Here is a 15,194-nt window from a genome sequence, read left to right as displayed (position 1 = left end):
CGCTCAAACCTGCGCGGGCCGGCCGAGGAGTCCCGTGCCGCACCAGTCCTGCTGGCTGAGGTGGTCGAGCATGGCCGTCTCCGCCGGGCCGGGATTGCGCCGCACGCCGACGAGGACGGGCTCGGTCAGGGCGGGCACGAGCGGGCAGGCCAGTTCTTCGAAGCCCTCGGGGACGGCCGAGGCCGGGACCACGGTGACGCCCAGGCCTTGCGCTACGAGCCGTACCGCGGTGGAGATCTGTGACGCCCGGGCCACCGTGTGCGGGCTGAGGCCGGCGTCGGCGAGCAGGCGGGCGAGGTAGTCGTCGACCAGGCTGCCGCTCCTGAACCGGATCCATCCCTCTGATGCCAGGTCCTCCAGGCGCAGGGCGCCGCCGGAGAGAAGCGGGTGCCCCTTCGGCAGGACGGCGACGTAGGCCTCCTCGCCCAGAGAGTGAACGTCGAAGGTGCACCCGGCGGGGACACGGTGCACCAGGAACATGTCGAGAGTTCCCTGGCGGACCAGTCGTTCCATGTCCGCGGGATCGGGCTCCTCGTGCAGGGTCACCTGCAGCTTCGGGTGGCGGACGCGGGTAAGAACGTCCTGATCACGGGTGCGGGGTCGCGAGGAGGCATCGGCGCCGCGACGGCGCACGCGTTCGCCCGCGATGGAGCGTCGGTGGTGATCACCGGCCGCAACGTCGAGCGCGGGGCCGAGGTGGTGGACGACATCACCGCCGAAGGAGGAAAGGCCCGGTTCATCCTCGCCGATCTGAGCGACCTCGCCGACGTCGAGCGGCTGGCCGAGGAGGCGGGTGAGATCGACGTACTGGTCAACAACGCGGCGAGCTACCGGGCCAGCATCAAGCCGGCCCTCGACCAGGACCTCGAGGCGAACGCGGAGTCATGGGACACCAACGTGCGCGCCGGCCGCTCAGGCGCAACGCCACGCCCGAGGAACTCGCCGAGGTCATCACGTTCGTGGCGAGCGAGCGCGCGAGCTTCGTCACCGGCCAGGTGATCGTGGCCGACGGTGGTCGCCTCGCCGTCTGAAACGACGTGGTGACCGCTTTCCTGTCAGAGTGCGTCGCAGGTCACGTCCAGGGGGATCATCAGGTGGGTGATCAGCCGGTCGGGCGGGGTGGTGGCCGGGTCGGACACGTACACCTCGCGGATCGGGCCGCGGACCGGGCACAGCCGTTCGGCGCACCACGACAGGAGCGCGTGCGCGGTCAGCCCGACCTGGTCGTACGGGCCGACGTGGGTGGCGCGGGCGAACCGGCCGCCCGGCAGCACGTCGAGCTCGGCCCCCGCCACCGGCTTCTCGGTGACCAGCGCGACGGTGACGGTGACGGGCTCGCCGAAGTCGAGCGGGAACAGGCCGATGAGCTCGGGAACGGCCACGTTCGCGGCGGCCAGCAGGCCTGCGACGGCGGCCGAGGTGGCCCGGCCGATGTCGGACGAATCCGCCGCCGTCGCGGTGACCACCGCCACCCGCCGCGCCGGCTCGGTGACCACCGTGACGGGAGCGGACGGCAGGCCCTCCGCCATCACCCGCTCCAGGGCGGCCAGCGTCGATCGGCGCCTGGCCAGCTCGGCCTCCAGCCGCTCGTGCACCTCCGCCAGCACGCCCGAGCTGCCCGACAACACCTCGGCGATGACGGCGAGCGGGACGTCGAGCGAGCGCAGCAGCCCGATCGACAGCGCGTCGCGCGCCTGCTGGGGCCGGTAGTAGCGGTAGCCGGTGTGCTCGTCCACGTACGCGGGCACCAGCAGCCCCAGGTCGGCGTAGCGGCGCAGCTGTTTGACGCTCAGCCGGCCGAGCCTGGCGAACTGCCCGATCGGCAGCAGCTCCTCGTCCATGCCCCCAGCATGGCGTCTTCCCGTATGGGAGAGTCCACCCGTCCCGTCTCAGTGGTCCGGGGTCGTGTCCAGGTGGCGTTCGAGCGCGTCAGGCCCGGCAGCTGATCTCCATGCCGTCCTCCACGGGGAACTCGACGGTGACGTATCCGTTCGCCGGATCGCGGACATAGGCGAGGTAGCCGGCCATGCTCGCGAAGCTGCTGTCGTCGGCGGCGACGAGGGCTCCGGGGGCGAGGCGGTCTTCGAGCAGCCGCAGCACCGGCAGGCAGAGGTCCTTCCAGCCGTCGAGCAGCAGCAGGCCGATGGATCCTGGAACGCCGGCCAGGGTTTCGAGCGCGTCGCCCTCCAGGACCGTCACGTGCCCGGCCACGCCGGCCTGCTCCAGGTTCTGCCGCGCGGCCTCGACCTTGACCTGACTGAGCTCGGTCGTCCACACGTGGCCCGCACCGTTGTCGGCGACCGCGGCGGCCAGGTGGATGGTGGAGATGCCGTACGAGGTGCCGAACTCGACGATCGTCTCGGGGCGGCCGTGGCGTGCGAGCGCGTAGAGCAGCCGGCCGGCCGACCTGGAGATCGGCATGTACTCCCCCGCCAGCGCGTCGGCGCGCTGCCTCGCCGACGCCTCGGCGATGGGGATGTCCAGCGGCCACGGCGCCGGATCGGCCTCCTCCCGGTCGGCGGCGGCGAAGAGCCGGTCGAGCACGGCGGCGGTCTGGGGTGTGGTGAGTGTGTTCATGCCCGCTACCGTAGACGCACCGTTGCGTCTAGGCAAGATGATAGGCTCAGGTGATCGACGGAAGGGAACCGATGGGCGCTGACGCCGGCGGCGGCACGAACAGAAGCCGCGCCACCACCGCCAAGCACCGCGGCAACCGGCACGGCCGCAGCGAGGAGGCCCGCCAGAGCGTGCTGGAGGCGGCCGACGACCTCCTCGTGGAGGTCGGACACACCCGGCTGACCATCGAGGGGATCGCCGAGCGGGCGGGCGTGGCCAAGCAGACGATCTACCGCTGGTGGCCGTCGAAGAACGACATCCTCATGGACGCGTTCGTCCAGGACGCCGCCGAAGCCCTCGTCCCGTCCGACACCGAGGACCTGCGGCGGGACCTGCGCACCCACGCCCGCAAGGTCGCCCACTTCCTGACCGCGTCCGACGCCGGCGCGGTCTTCCGGGCGCTCACCGCGCAGGCCCAGCACGACCCCGCGCTCGCCACCCGGCTGCGCTTCGAGCACCTTGGGAAGCAGCGCGGGTACGACCGGCTCCCCTTCGAACGGGCGGTCGCGCGCGGCGCGCTCGCCCCGGAGGCCGACATCGACTTCGCCGTCGACCAGATCATGGGGCCCATCTACTACCGCGTCCTGGTCACGGGGCAGGACGTTTCGCAGGAGTTCACCGACACGCTGGTCGACGCCGTGCTCGACCGGCTCACCGGCGCCTGAACACTGCGCGGCTACTTCGGCGGGGCGGGTGCGGCCTGGAGGTAGGCCAGGACCGCCATGACGCGCCGGTTGTGGTCGTCGGACGGAGGCAGGCCGAGCTTGGCGAAGATGTTGTTCGTGTGCTTGCCGATCGCCTTGTCGGTGACCTGGAAGCGGGCCGCGATGGCCAGGTTGGACATGCCCTCCGCCATGAGCGTGAGCACCTCGGGATCCATCGCGGTGCCGCCCGCGGCCACCTGGCGCACCGCGTCCACGAACCGGCCGACGTCGCCGACCCGGTCCTTGAGCAGGTAGCCCACCCCGCCGGAGCGGTCGGACAGCAGCTCCCTGGCGTACAGCTGCTCCACGTACTGCGACAGGATCAGCACGGGCAGGCCGGGGACCCGGCGGCGGGCCTCCAGGGCGGCGCGCAGCCCCTCGTCGGTGAAGCCGGGCGGCAGCCGTACGTCGATCACGGACACGTCAGGGCGGTGCCGGACGAGCGCGTTGACCAGCATGGGGCCGTTGTCGACGGCCTCGACCACGGTGCAGCCGTGCGCCGTCAGCAGGCGTACGAGACCGTCCCTGAGCAGGGCGAGATCTTCGGCTATGACAACGCGCACGGGACCTCCATGGTCAGCTCGGTGGGGCCGCCCGGCGGACTGCTCACGGTGAGCGTGCCGTCGAAGGCGGACAGGCGGTCCTCGATGCCCCGCACGCCGGTGCCGCCGTCCGGGCGGACCCCGCCGCGGCCGTCGTCGCCCACGGTCAGGCGCAGGACGCCGCCGGTGTGCCGCAGCCGGACCCAGGCGCGGGAGGCGCCGCTGTGCCTGACCGCGTTGGTCAGCGCCTCGGCGGCGGCGAAGTAGACGGCGGACTCGACCGGCGGCTGCGGGCGGCCGGGCAGGTCGAGGTCGACGTCCACCGGCATGGGGCACGACAGCGCGGACGCCTCGATGGCGCCCGACAGCCCGTGGTCGGCCAGGACCGGCGGATGAATGCCGCGTACCAGGTCACGCAGGTCCGTCAGGGCCTGCCCGGCGAGCTCGCGAGCCTCGTCGATCATCCGCGCCAGCTCGTCCGGGTCGCGGGAGCCGCCGGCCAGGCCCAGGTGCATGCGGACGGCGATCAGCTTGGCCTGGGCGCCGTCGTGCAGGTCGCGCTCGATGCGGCGCACCTCGGCCGCGTGCGCGTCGGCCACCGCGGCCCGGGACGCGGTGAGCTGCCGGATCCGCGCGTCCGGCGCCTGGCCGTCCTCCAGCAGCGCTCGCGCCAGCCGGGCCTGGCCGGTGCGGAACAGCGGAACGGCGGCGATCACGACCGCCGCGATGGCGACGGTGGACAGGCTGAGGGCGAACGTGTTCAGGCCACTCGTCTCCGCCGGTCGCAGCCGGAAGAAGACGTAGTGGAGAGCGGCCAGCATCGCCGCCAGCGCCGCCACCGGGGCGGGGCCCGTGACGCCGTGGACGGCCGGCCACGCCACTTCGCGCCACCTGCTGCCTGGGTCATACGCCAGGGCGTCGTGCCCGCCGAGCACCCCGCCCGCCCAGCGACGCTGGTAGGCGGCCAGGCGGTGGGCGAGCGCGAGCGCGAAGCCGAACGGCGCCCGCCCGGACCGCCCAGCGGCACCAGGACGGCGCTCACCAGCACCAGGCAGAGCAGCGCCACCGCCGCCAGCCCGGTGACGGCGTTCACGCTCAGCGCCCCCAGCCCGGCCGCCCCGTTCCGCACACCCCCAGCCCGCCGGACGCGGGTCGTCTTCCCCTCACGGCTGCCAGTCTGCCGTGCTCGCGAGGTGAAGACGGTAGGGGCAGGCCCACCTTCCGGGGTGGCCGATTCCCACCCCGGAGGGTGGGCCGGCGCCCATGGGAACCGGCGCTCGGGCGCGTGAAGCTGTCCTGGCTCGATCGGAACGAGCCGATCGAGCACCCGGGTCGGCCGCGATCCAGTACCTCTCGACCGGCCACAGCCTCTACAACTCCGGCATTCCCTGCATCATCACCCACGTCAACCGTTACCTGATCAGCCTGCGCCTGCCCGCTCCCGGCATCGTCTGCCGCCCGGCCACCTGACGACCGGCCACCTGACGACCGGCCACCTGACGACCGGCCACCTGACGACCGGCACCGGGACAAAGCCGCGATACCGGGATGAAGTCGCGATGAGGCCCCGGCGTGGTGACATGAGGACCGGCGGGGCCGGCGTGCTGCGGAAGTCAGCCGGCCCCGGCCGAAGCCACGGCGGTGGCGACGAGCCAGGATGCCGTACGGCGTGACCGTGCGCGGCCCCGACTACTTCGACATCTACGATTTCGTCGGCGGACAGCAGACCTCACGGAACAAGATCAGGAGCCTGCGGCGCGGCTGCTGAGTCACCCCAGCCCCGCGTCGTGCACGATGAGGGCCAGCTGAACGCGGTTGTCCAGGCCCGCCTTCGTGAGAATGCGGGAGATGTACCCCTTCACGGTGCCCACGCTCATGTGCAGGTCACCCGCGATCACCGCGTTCGGCTTCCCCTGACCGACCGCCAGCGCCACCTCGCGCTCCCGCTCACTCAGCCGCCCCAGCACCTTGCGGGCGTCGCCACGCCGCCGGTCCTCCTCCTCGGGCATCAGGTGCGCGATCAGCCTGCGCGTGACGCTCGGCGACAGGATCGGCTCTCCCGCCACGACCTTCCGTACGGCGTCCACGATGCCCTCCGGCGGGGTGTCCTTGAGCAGGAACCCGCTCGCCCCCGACCGGAGCGCCTTGAACACCAGCTCGTCGGCGTCGAACGTGGTGAGCACCACCACCTCGGGCGCCCCCGCCCGTGCCCGCAGCCGCCGGGTCGCCTCGATGCCGTCGAGGCCGTTCATCCGGATGTCCATGAGCACCACGTCCGGCTTGTGCTCGGCCACGGCGCCCTCCACCTCACCGCCGTCGGCCACCGCACCGACGACGTGCAGGTCGGGGGCGCCTTTGAGCATCAGCGTCAGACCGGCGCGCACGAGGGCGTCGTCGTCGACGATCAGCACCCGGATCGGCGCACTCGGATCGGCTCCCACCCGGATCATGCTAACCCTCACCCCACCCCAGCCACGGCCGCCTTCTCACCACGGCCAGACCTTCATCGCGGCCACGGCAGCCGGGCCGCCAGCCGGAATTCGCCATCCGCCGTCTCGCCGCACTCCAGCCGGCCACCCGCCAGCGTCGCCCGCTCCGCCAGCCCGAACAACCCCGTCCCGCTCCCACTCCCCGCCAGCCCGACCGACTCCGCCCCCGTCGGCTCCATCTCCACCGATCCCGGCCCGGCACCGCTGTCCGCCAGCGCACCCGACCCCACCGACCCCATCACCTCCGCCCCCGCCACCTCTGGCCCCGTAACGCGCTCCCCCGGCGCACCCGACCCCACCGGCTCCGTCCCCACCGCCTCCCGTCCGCTTCCCGCGACGACGGCCGGTCCGCCGGGAAGCGGGTTGCGTACCTCGACCACCAACTCGTCCTCCCCCACACCCTCCACGACCACCGTCACGGGCTGACCGGGCGCATGCTTGCGCGCGTTCGTAAGCCCCTCCTGCACGATCCGGTACGCGGCCCGCCCCACGACATCGGGCGCCTCGGACAGGCGTACCCCGTGATCATGCAGCTCGACCCGCATCCCGGCCCGCCGCGACTCCTCCACCAGCGCCCCGAGATCCATCCCCTGATCCATCGACCCCCCGCTGTCAGACGAGGACCCCGGATCGCGCAGGACCGAGATGACGGCCCGCAACTCCTCCAGCGCCTGCCGAGCGCTCGACCGGATCACCCCGGCCGTCTCCGCGACCTCCCTCGCCGTCGCGTCCGCGTTGAACTCCAGCGCCCCCGCGTGCACCGCCAGCAGCGACAGCCGGTGGGCGAGTACGTCGTGCATCTCCCTGGCGATCCCGAGCCGTTCGGCACGACGCGCCTCCTCGGCGCGCAGCCGCTGATCGGCCTCGGCCCGGCGCGCCCGCTCCGCCAACGACCGCATCAGCTCCCTGCGAGTACGCGCGAGCATCCCCCACGCGGTCACCGCCGCCCCGAACAGCACCCCGACCAGCGCCCACACCGGGTACGGCGCGAGCCCGGGCGGCCGCAACGCGAACCTGACCAGCGTCGCCACCACCCCCGCGATCCCCACCGCGACAGCCACCCGGGGCCGCCGGTACAGGGCGGCGAGCAACGCGGCGATCCCGGCCGCCACCGACGCGGAGGCGGCGACCACCGACACGCCGATCACCGCCAGCCCCGCCGCCACGGGCCACCGCCGGCACCACCACACCCCCGCGCAGGCCACCACCCCACCCACCACGTCGACAATCAGCCGCCAGCCCGGACCACCCGCCGAATCCCCCAAGACCACCGCCACCGCCCCGGCGAGCGCCGGCACGAACCCGGCCAGGCCCACGATCCACCCAGGCCGCGGCCGCATCCCGACGATCGGCCCTTCATCCGCGCTGGTCAGCAACACAACCGCCGATCGTAGCCCGCCCCGAATCCCCGCGTAAGCAACCAAGGTCACCCCTGGACCACGACCAAAGCCACCACCCACGGCATCCAAAGGACCTGGGCAAGCAACCAATAGCTGCCCCGCTCCGGACGTCCGCCGGCAGGGCCAAGCCCTCGGCACCCGGCACGCTGGCTCGATCGGCGCGCCCACCTCTTGCACAGGACGGACGAGCCCTCGACGCCCAGCACCCTGGACACACCACCGACAGACCGAAGCCGGCGACCGACGCGCCGCACTCATCCACGACCTGGCACCCGCGCAGACGTCACCGCCCGACATTTCCTCAAAATGACCGTGCGCGGGATGTACAGAACGCCACCACGGCACCGACCAACCTCCGACCAGACCAAGAGAACCAGACCAGAACCAGAACCAGGAGCAGGAACATGCGTAAGATCATCTACTGGGTGCACACCTCGATCGACGGCCACATCGACGGGGCCAACGGTGAGTTCGACTGGCCCGTGATGGGCGACGAGCTCTCGGCCTACTCCGAGACGTTGAGCGCCCGTTCCGACACCTTCCTGTACGGCCGCGGCGTCTGGGAGGGCATGGTGTCCTTCTGGCCGGAGGCCGAGTCGATGTCGGATCACCCGCACGTGCTGAAGTTCGCCCCGCTCTGGCGCAGTACGCCGAAGATCGTCTTCTCCAGGACGCTGAAGAAGGCCGACTGGGCCGAGCGCGTCATCGGCGACGACCTCGCCGAGCAGGTCACGGAGCTGAAGCGGCAGGACGGCAAGGACCTGCTGCTCACCGGCGGCTCCGCCCTGGCCGCCGCACTCACCGACCACGGCCTGATCGACGAGTACCACATCGCGGTGCACCCGCTCGTGCTGGGCGGCGGCCGGCCGCTGTTCGTCCCGCGTCCCGAGCGGCTGGGGCTGCGGCTGGTGGAGTCGCGCACCTGCGACGGCCAGGTGGTGGTCATGCGGTACGACCGCGACGCAGGCCAATAGGCTCGGCCCAATAAGCTCGGCGGCATGGACTCCCCCATCCTCGTCCTCAACACGGGCTCCTCATCCGTCAAGTACGAGCTCGTGGACCCGGTCACCCGCACCCGTTCGGCCAAGGGCCTGATCGAACGCATCGGGCAGGAGCGGGGACGGCTCACGCACCGCCACGGGGACGATCCCCCGTACGTCCGCGACCGTCCCTTCCCCGGCCACGGCGAGGCGCTGGACGCGATGATGGAGGCGTTCGCGGCAGCAGGACCCGACCTGTCCCCGGTCGCGGTCGGGCACCGGGTCGTGCACGGCGGCGACCGCTTCACCGGGCCGGCCCTCATCGACGACGACGTCATCGCCGCCATCGAAGAGCTGTCGCCACTCGCGCCCCTGCACAACCCGGTCAACCTGACCGGGATCCGGCTCGCCCGCAAGGTCTTCCCCGACGTGCCGCAGGTGGCCGTGTTCGACACCGCGTTCCATCTCACGCTGCCGCCCGAGGCGTACACGTACGCGGTGCCGCGCGACTGGCGCGAGCGGCTCGGCGTGCGCCGCTTCGGCTTCCACGGCACCTCGTACGCGTACGTCTCCCGCCGCGCCGCCACCCTCCTCGGCCGCGACCTGGCCGACCTCAACCTGATCGTGCTCCACCTCGGCAACGGCGCCAGCGCCACCGCGATCTCCGCCGGCCGCAGCGTCGACACCTCCATGGGCCTCACCCCGCTGGAAGGGCTCGTCATGGGCACCCGCTCCGGCGACGTGGACCCCGCACTCGGCGGCTACCTCGCCCGCGTGAACGGCATGGACGCGCAGCAGGTGGAACACGCGCTCACCCACGAGAGCGGCCTGCTCGCACTGGCCGGCTCCAGCGACATGCGCACGGTACGCGCCCGCGACGACGACGAAGGCCGGCTCGCCCTCGACATCTACACCCGCCGCATCCGCAAGTACGTCGGCGCCTACTACGCCCTGCTCGGCCGCCTGGACGCGATCGTCTTCACCGGCGGAGTCGGCGAACACGACCCCGCCACCCGCGCCACCGCCCTCACGGGCCTCGACCGCCTCGGCATCACGGTGAACGCCACGCTCAACGAGTCGGAGCAGCCCGGCGAACGCACGGTGTCCCCACCCGGCGCCGAGGTGACGGTCCTGGTCATCCCTACGGACGAGGAACAGGAGATCGCCCACCAAACCCTGACCCTGCTGACCTGAATGTTCTGTCCCGTGAGATTGCTGACGCGATTGGCGGATGGTTGACCACCCGAAGCGGTGTGTCCACGGTAAGGGAGTGTTCAGTCAGTCAGTGATATATCTCGATCTTGTCCGCTTCGTGATTGGTCGAGGTCAGAAGCTGCACGACGTGGAAGTGGTCTGCCACCGGCACGACGTGCGGCAGCACCTGCCGTACAGCGGCTTTGAAGATGGTGTACATGTCGATCGCTACGACGGCCACCTGCCGCCGCCAGGTGACGTCACACTGGCCGAGCCAGCCGGTGACGGCGGCGATGGTGCGGCCCTCGACCTGCCCGAGCAGACTTTGGTCGCCGGACAGGTCCACACCACAAACCCGGTATGCCAGCGATCCACTACCGTCGTCCAGGTGCCGGTGGCCTCCTCCAGCGCCCAGCGATTCCGGCTGGGCGGACAGCACGCGGTGGGCGTGCGCGGCGAAGGCGGCGGATAGTTTCCAGTCACAGCACTAGATGTCCCCGAAGCCGGACCCCATAGCGGCCTGCGACGTTGCCCCTCCAACAGCCACAGTGGAGCCCTGCTCCATCACGCTGAACCGGCCCCGCACCAGAGCCACCGAACCCACAGCGCCACGGTCGCCTGGGTCAGGCCGGTCACCCGGCCAGCCATGCGTTCATTGGCTGGGAGCACATCGTGGACCAGTCGACCGCCCACGTGATCAGTTTCGCGATCCGCAGCAGATTCGCGTAGTGCTCGCAACGTAGGGCGAGAACCTCCGAGTGCTCCTTCAGGGTGCGCAGCCAATCCCACTACGAGCCGGCCTGGCGCATGCCGCACGGCACCGCTGCGGCGATGCACGCAAGCGACGGCGGGCAGCGAGGTCGTGCCGGTACACACGCGGGCGTGCTCTCCCGAGCACGGTGCACTTCGCGGTGCCGCACTGGTTGTCGTAGGCGGCCCGCGTCTGTCGCCCTCTCATGACGCTGGACCGGAAATGCTGTGCACGCGGACGAGACGATCATTCCGCGTGGATTCTGCAGTCAGTGCACTCAAAGGCTGTCGCTGACGCCCAGCGGTGCCGGGTCGTCGGTTACCTGGGCGGCCGTGACAGCGACCGTGGTGACGATGTCGGCCACCGTGGCCCCCCGTGACAGGTCGTTGACCGGCTTGCGCAGCCCCTGCAGCACCGGCCCCACGGCGACGGCCCCCGCGCTGCGTTGCACGCCCTTGTACAGGTTGTTGCCAGTGTTCAGGTCGGGCACCACGAAAACCGTGGCGCGGCCGGCGACCTGGCTGCCGGGCATCTTGGTCCTGGCCACGGCGGGGTCGACCGCGGCGTCGTACTGGATCGGGCCCTCCACCTGGAGGTCGGGGCGGAGTTCGCGGACCAGGTCGGTGGCGGCGCGGACCTTGTCGACGTCGGCGCCCGCGCCGGAGGCTCCGGTCGAGTACGAGAGCATGGCGATCCGGGGATCGACGCCGAACCGCGCGGCGGTGCCGGCCGAGGCGATCGCGATGCCGGCGAGCTGCTCGGCGGTCGGGTCGGGGTTGACCGCGCAGTCGCCGTACACCAGCACCCGATCGGCCAGGCACATGAAGAACACGCTGGAGACCAGCCCCAGGCGCAGGATCTCGAACGCGGGCCTGATCGTGTGCGCGGTGGTGTGCGCCGCGCCCGACACCATGCCGTCGGCCATGCCGGTGTGCACCATCAGGGTGCCGAAGTAGGACACGTCGGTGACGGTGTCGCGGGCCAGCTCGACGGTCATCCCCCTGTGCGCCCTGACCGCCGCGTACTCGCGGGCGAAGCGCTCGCGCAGCTCGGCGTCGAACGGGCTGAGCACCCGGGCCGCGTCCAGGTCGAGGCCGAGCTGGGCGGCCCTGGTTCTGATGCGGGCCTCGTCGCCGAGCAGGGTCAGCTCGGCCACGCCGCGCCGTAGCAGGGTGTCGGCCGCGCGCAGGATCCGCGGCTCCTCGCCCTCGGGCAGCACGATGTGCCGGCGCCGGGCCCGTGCCCGGTCCAGCAGCTCGTACTCGAACATGAGCGGCGTCACGACGTCGGTCTTGGCGATGTCGAGGCGGTCGAGCAGCAGCGGCCCGTCGACGTGCTCGGCGAAGACCCGCAGCGCCGTGTCGATCTTCCCGCCGGCCTCGGGCGTGAACCGGCCCTCCACCGCCGACAGGCGGGTCGCGGTGTCGAAGGTGTCGTGGTCGGTCACGATCACCGGCAGCGGGATCACCATGCCGCGCAGCAGCCGGTCGACCGAGGCGGGCAGCTCGCTGCCGCCGGTCAGCAGCACCGCCGACAGGGCGGGGAAGCCCGCGGTGGTGTGGGCCGCGATCAGTCCCGGCAGCAGGGCGGCGGCCCGGTCGGACGGGATGATCACGGCGGCGCCCTCGGTGAGGCGGTCGAGGATGCTGGGCAGCGACATCGCGCCCACCATGAGGGCGCTGGCCTCCCGCCCGAGCCCGTCGCGTTCGCCGAGAAAGAACCGGCCGTCGCAGGCGTCGAGCAGGTCGGTCACCGTCGGCGCGCGCAGGGACGGGGTCTCCGGCAGGACGAACACCGGCGTCGGATGGTCGATCGGCAGCGGCCCCGGCGCGCCGGCCCGGGTGACCACGACCGCGAGCTCGCCGGCGTGGTGGTGGGCCAGCTCCCTGGACGACAGCTCGACCGCGGCGGCGATCTGCGCGGCCGTCCTGTTCCTGCCGCTCACCACGTTGACCACGGGGGTGCCCAGGTCGGCGGCCAGCCTGGCGTTGAAGCCGAACTCCGTCGGCGCCCCCACGTCGGTGTAGTCGGTGCCGACCACCACCACCGCGTCACACCGTCCGGCCAGGGCGCGGAAACGGGCCACGATGTCGCCGGCGGCCCGTTCGACGTCCGCGTGCACGTCGTCGTAGGTGACGCCGGCGCACGCCTCGTAGGGCAGGGCGAGCTGGAATCTGCTCCGGATGGTGTTGATCAGGGCGTCCTCGCGGCCGGCCCGCACCACCGGCCGGAACACGCCCACCGTCTCCACCTGCCGGGACAGCAGTTCGACCAGCCCGAGGGCCACGGTCCCCTTGTTGCTCTCCGCCTCACCTGCGGCGACGTACACGGCACGCGTCATGTCCCCTATTGTCCGGGACCCCGCTGTCGCCCACGTCAGCGGGCGACGGCGGAAGACACTCTCGTCAGCGGGCGGCGGCGGAAGACAGCGCGTCGGTCGCGGACGGCAACATCGGCGCGGTGCGTCTTGTGAGGAGGCCGGTCGGCGCGGTAGAAACGGGCGACCACACTCCTCACCACCCGAGCCGGCCGCACCCGCCCGAGAGAGCGCTCTCTCGGAGGGGCGACGCACTGACCTGCCCCTCCGCACCACTCCCCTGTACCAGCCCTGTGAAGGACGCACCGCATGACGACGACCCAGCCTTCCCGCGGCAGGCGGCCACGCATCGGCCTCGTGCTGATGACCGCCGTCCTGACCGCCGCCTTATCGGCGGGCACGAGCCCGGCCACCGCCGCCTCCCCACCGCCCGCCATCCCGAACCTCGGCCCGAACGTCACCGTCTTCGACCCCGGCATGCCGGTCGCCGACATCCAGGCCGTCCTCGACGCCGCCCACACCGCCCAGGTCGACGACGAGATGGGCGTCAACCGCCACGCGTACCTCTTCAAGCCCGGCACGTACGGCACCGCCGAGCAGCCGCTGCAGATCAAGGTCGGCTACTACACGGAGATCGCCGGCCTGGGCGCCTCCCCCACCGACGTCGTCATCAACGGCAAGGTCGAGGTCTACAACCGCTGTCTGGCCGACGGCGGCACCGGCAACTGCCTCGCGCTGGTCAACTTCTGGCGCACCCTGTCCAACCTGTCGATCAACGTCAACGCGGCCGGCCAGGACGGCTGCCGTTCGTCGGCCAACTTCTGGGCCGTCTCGCAGGCGGTGTCCCTGCGCCGGCTCGACGTCACCGGCGGCACCCTGTCGCTGATGGACTACTGCACCGCCGGCCCGCAGTACGCCAGCGGCGGCTTCATCGCCGACTCCAGGCTGCCCGCCATCACGAACGGCTCGCAGCAGCAGTGGCTGACCCGTAACAGCGAGGTCGCCGGCTGGTCGAACGGCGTGTGGAACCAGGTCTTCTCGGGCGTCGTCGGCGCGCCGGACGAGGCCGGCTTCCCGAACCCGCCGTACACCACGCTCGACACCACCCCGCTCAGCCGCGAGAAGCCCTTCCTGTACGTGGACGCGCGAGGCAGGTACGGCGTGCGGGTGCCCGCCGCCAAGAGGAACACGCGCGGCATCTCGTGGGCGAACGGCCTGACGCCCGGCCGTACGCTGCCGATCGGCGACTTCTACGTCGCCAAGCCGTCCGACTCGGCGCAGGACATCAACCGGCAGCTCGCCCGCGGCAAGCACCTGCTGCTCACCCCCGGCGTGTACGACATCGCCCGCAGCATCGAGATCAGGCGCCCCGACACGGTCGTCCTCGGGCTCGGCCACGCCACGCTGACCGCGTCCCGCGGCTCGACCCCGATCGACGTCGCGGACGTCCCCGGCGTCGTCATCGCGGGCGTGACCATCGACGCGGGCCCGCGCAAGTCGCCGGTGCTGCTGCGCGTGGGCAGCAGGCACGGGCATCACCGCGGCTCGCCGTCGAACCCGACGACCCTGTCGGACGTGTACTTCCGGGTCGGCGGCCCGCACGCCGGCAGCACGGACGTCGCCCTGGAGGTGAACAGCGACCACGTGCTCATCGACCACACCTGGGTGTGGCGGGGCGACCACGGGGTCGAGGGCTTCACCGACACCCAGCGCTGGAACACCAACCTGGGCCGCAACGGCGCCGTCGTCAACGGTGATCACGTGACCGCGACGGGGCTGTTCGTCGAGCACTTCCAGCAGTACAACACGATCTGGAACGGCGACGACGGGACGACGATCCTGTACCAGAACGAACTGCCGTACGACCCGCCGACGCAGGCCGACTGGATGAACGGCGCCGTCGAGGGCTGGGCCGGCTACAAGGTCGGCGACCGCGTCAAACGGCATCGCCTGTACGGGGCGGGGGTCTACGTGTTCAACCAGAACAACCCGCAGGTCCACACGGAGAACGGCTTCGAGGTGCCGCGGCGGCCGGGGGTGCGCCTGCACCACATCATGACCGTCAACCTGAGCGCCGGAATCATCGACCACGTCGTCAACGGCGAGGGCGAGGCGGCCGACACCACCAAGGTCGGTGCCCCGGTGTACGTCACCGACTACCCGGCGCCCTAATTAGTACCTGAGTCCAGCAGCGGTGGCTG

The 15,194-nt window shown here is 71.7% G+C and carries 16 protein-coding genes and 1 pseudogene; 8 read left to right on the top strand and 9 right to left on the bottom strand.

The genetic code is table 11. The annotated features are described in order from the left end of the window. Nucleotides 1-3: 3 nt before the first annotated feature. Nucleotides 4-546, bottom strand: coding sequence for a LysR family transcriptional regulator substrate-binding protein (locus AB0C28_RS40605; RefSeq protein WP_358080659.1), 543 nt, complete (start codon nucleotides 544-546; stop codon nucleotides 4-6). Here AB0C28_RS40605 and AB0C28_RS40600 point away from each other — a divergent pair. Together AB0C28_RS40600 and AB0C28_RS40595 are read left to right on the top strand one after the other, a co-directional pair. Continuing rightward, nucleotides 433-843 (top strand): annotated as a pseudogene (locus AB0C28_RS40600) (SDR family NAD(P)-dependent oxidoreductase); the annotation flags it as partial. The gene AB0C28_RS40605 and the pseudogene AB0C28_RS40600 overlap by 114 nt on opposite strands. 41 nt (nucleotides 844-884) lie before the next feature. Further along, nucleotides 885-1,031 carry an SDR family oxidoreductase gene (locus tag AB0C28_RS40595; protein ID WP_357849891.1) on the top strand — a complete coding sequence of 49 codons (147 nt, stop codon included), beginning with the start codon at nucleotides 885-887 and terminating at the stop codon, nucleotides 1,029-1,031. A gap of 24 nt (nucleotides 1,032-1,055) precedes the next feature. Here the strand turns inward: AB0C28_RS40595 and AB0C28_RS40590 are convergent, their stop codons facing one another. Both AB0C28_RS40590 and AB0C28_RS40585 read right to left on the bottom strand, forming a co-directional pair. Continuing rightward, the gene (locus tag AB0C28_RS40590) at nucleotides 1,056-1,841 is read right to left on the bottom strand and encodes a MerR family transcriptional regulator (RefSeq protein WP_358080657.1); all 786 of its coding nucleotides are present in this window, start codon (nucleotides 1,839-1,841) and stop codon (nucleotides 1,056-1,058) included. Nucleotides 1,842-1,929: 88 nt separating this feature from the next. Beyond that, nucleotides 1,930-2,577, bottom strand: a complete 648-nt coding sequence (locus AB0C28_RS40585; RefSeq protein ID WP_357849897.1) for a class I SAM-dependent methyltransferase — start codon at nucleotides 2,575-2,577, stop codon at nucleotides 1,930-1,932. 71 nt (nucleotides 2,578-2,648) lie between these two features. Here AB0C28_RS40585 and AB0C28_RS40580 point away from each other — a divergent pair, with 71 nt between their 5' ends. Further along, nucleotides 2,649-3,281 (top strand): TetR/AcrR family transcriptional regulator, encoded by a 633-nt coding sequence (locus tag AB0C28_RS40580; RefSeq protein WP_358080655.1) that lies wholly within the window; start codon nucleotides 2,649-2,651, stop codon nucleotides 3,279-3,281. Nucleotides 3,282-3,292: 11 nt separating this feature from the next. On the opposite strand, the gene AB0C28_RS40575 is transcribed toward AB0C28_RS40580, so the two are convergent. Beyond that, entirely contained in the window at nucleotides 3,293-3,883 is a 591-nt protein-coding gene (locus AB0C28_RS40575) for a response regulator transcription factor (RefSeq protein WP_358080653.1), read from the bottom strand. Then, nucleotides 3,868-4,743, bottom strand: coding sequence for a histidine kinase (locus AB0C28_RS40570; protein WP_358080652.1), 876 nt, complete (start codon nucleotides 4,741-4,743; stop codon nucleotides 3,868-3,870). Before AB0C28_RS40570 ends, AB0C28_RS40575 begins: the two co-directional genes overlap by 16 nt. A gap of 39 nt (nucleotides 4,744-4,782) precedes the next feature. Here AB0C28_RS40570 and AB0C28_RS40565 point away from each other — a divergent pair, with 39 nt between their 5' ends. Both AB0C28_RS40565 and AB0C28_RS40560 read left to right on the top strand, forming a co-directional pair. Further along, nucleotides 4,783-5,151, top strand: a complete 369-nt coding sequence (locus AB0C28_RS40565; protein ID WP_358080650.1) for a hypothetical protein — start codon at nucleotides 4,783-4,785, stop codon at nucleotides 5,149-5,151. After that, complete coding sequence (locus tag AB0C28_RS40560; protein ID WP_358080648.1) at nucleotides 5,126-5,332, top strand: alpha/beta hydrolase; 207 nt, start codon at nucleotides 5,126-5,128, stop codon at nucleotides 5,330-5,332. Before AB0C28_RS40565 ends, AB0C28_RS40560 begins: the two co-directional genes overlap by 26 nt. A gap of 299 nt (nucleotides 5,333-5,631) precedes the next feature. Here the strand turns inward: AB0C28_RS40560 and AB0C28_RS40555 are convergent, their stop codons facing one another. Beyond that, entirely contained in the window at nucleotides 5,632-6,312 is a 681-nt protein-coding gene (locus tag AB0C28_RS40555; RefSeq protein ID WP_357849912.1) for a response regulator transcription factor, read from the bottom strand. A 53-nt stretch (nucleotides 6,313-6,365) separates the two neighbouring features. Continuing rightward, a complete protein-coding gene (locus AB0C28_RS40550) occupies nucleotides 6,366-7,730 on the bottom strand; it encodes a histidine kinase (protein WP_358080646.1) in 1,365 nt (454 codons plus the stop codon). 425 nt (nucleotides 7,731-8,155) lie between these two features. Between AB0C28_RS40550 and AB0C28_RS40545 the strand changes: the two genes are divergently transcribed. Beyond that, the gene (locus AB0C28_RS40545; RefSeq protein ID WP_357849918.1) at nucleotides 8,156-8,725 is read left to right on the top strand and encodes a dihydrofolate reductase family protein; all 570 of its coding nucleotides are present in this window, start codon (nucleotides 8,156-8,158) and stop codon (nucleotides 8,723-8,725) included. 24 nt (nucleotides 8,726-8,749) lie between these two features. Continuing rightward, a complete protein-coding gene (locus tag AB0C28_RS40540) occupies nucleotides 8,750-9,925 on the top strand; it encodes an acetate kinase (protein WP_358080644.1) in 1,176 nt (391 codons plus the stop codon). An 88-nt stretch (nucleotides 9,926-10,013) separates the two neighbouring features. Here AB0C28_RS40540 and AB0C28_RS40535 read toward each other — a convergent pair whose 3' ends face one another. After that, complete coding sequence (locus AB0C28_RS40535; RefSeq protein WP_358080642.1) at nucleotides 10,014-10,364, bottom strand: transposase; 351 nt, start codon at nucleotides 10,362-10,364, stop codon at nucleotides 10,014-10,016. Nucleotides 10,365-10,953: 589 nt separating this feature from the next. Beyond that, on the bottom strand, nucleotides 10,954-13,017 hold the full coding sequence (pta, locus tag AB0C28_RS40530; RefSeq protein ID WP_358080640.1) for a phosphate acetyltransferase: 2,064 nt from the start codon (nucleotides 13,015-13,017) through the stop codon (nucleotides 10,954-10,956). A gap of 285 nt (nucleotides 13,018-13,302) precedes the next feature. Here pta and AB0C28_RS40525 point away from each other — a divergent pair, with 285 nt between their 5' ends. Then, nucleotides 13,303-15,165 (top strand): adenylyl cyclase, encoded by a 1,863-nt coding sequence (locus tag AB0C28_RS40525; protein WP_357849930.1) that lies wholly within the window; start codon nucleotides 13,303-13,305, stop codon nucleotides 15,163-15,165. Nucleotides 15,166-15,194 lie beyond the last annotated feature (29 nt).

The organism is Nonomuraea sp. NPDC048892 (genome assembly GCF_040649735.1).
In the GTDB taxonomy this organism is placed as follows: domain Bacteria; phylum Actinomycetota; class Actinomycetes; order Streptosporangiales; family Streptosporangiaceae; genus Nonomuraea; species Nonomuraea maheshkhaliensis.
This window is presented reverse-complemented; position numbering and strand designations above follow the sequence as displayed.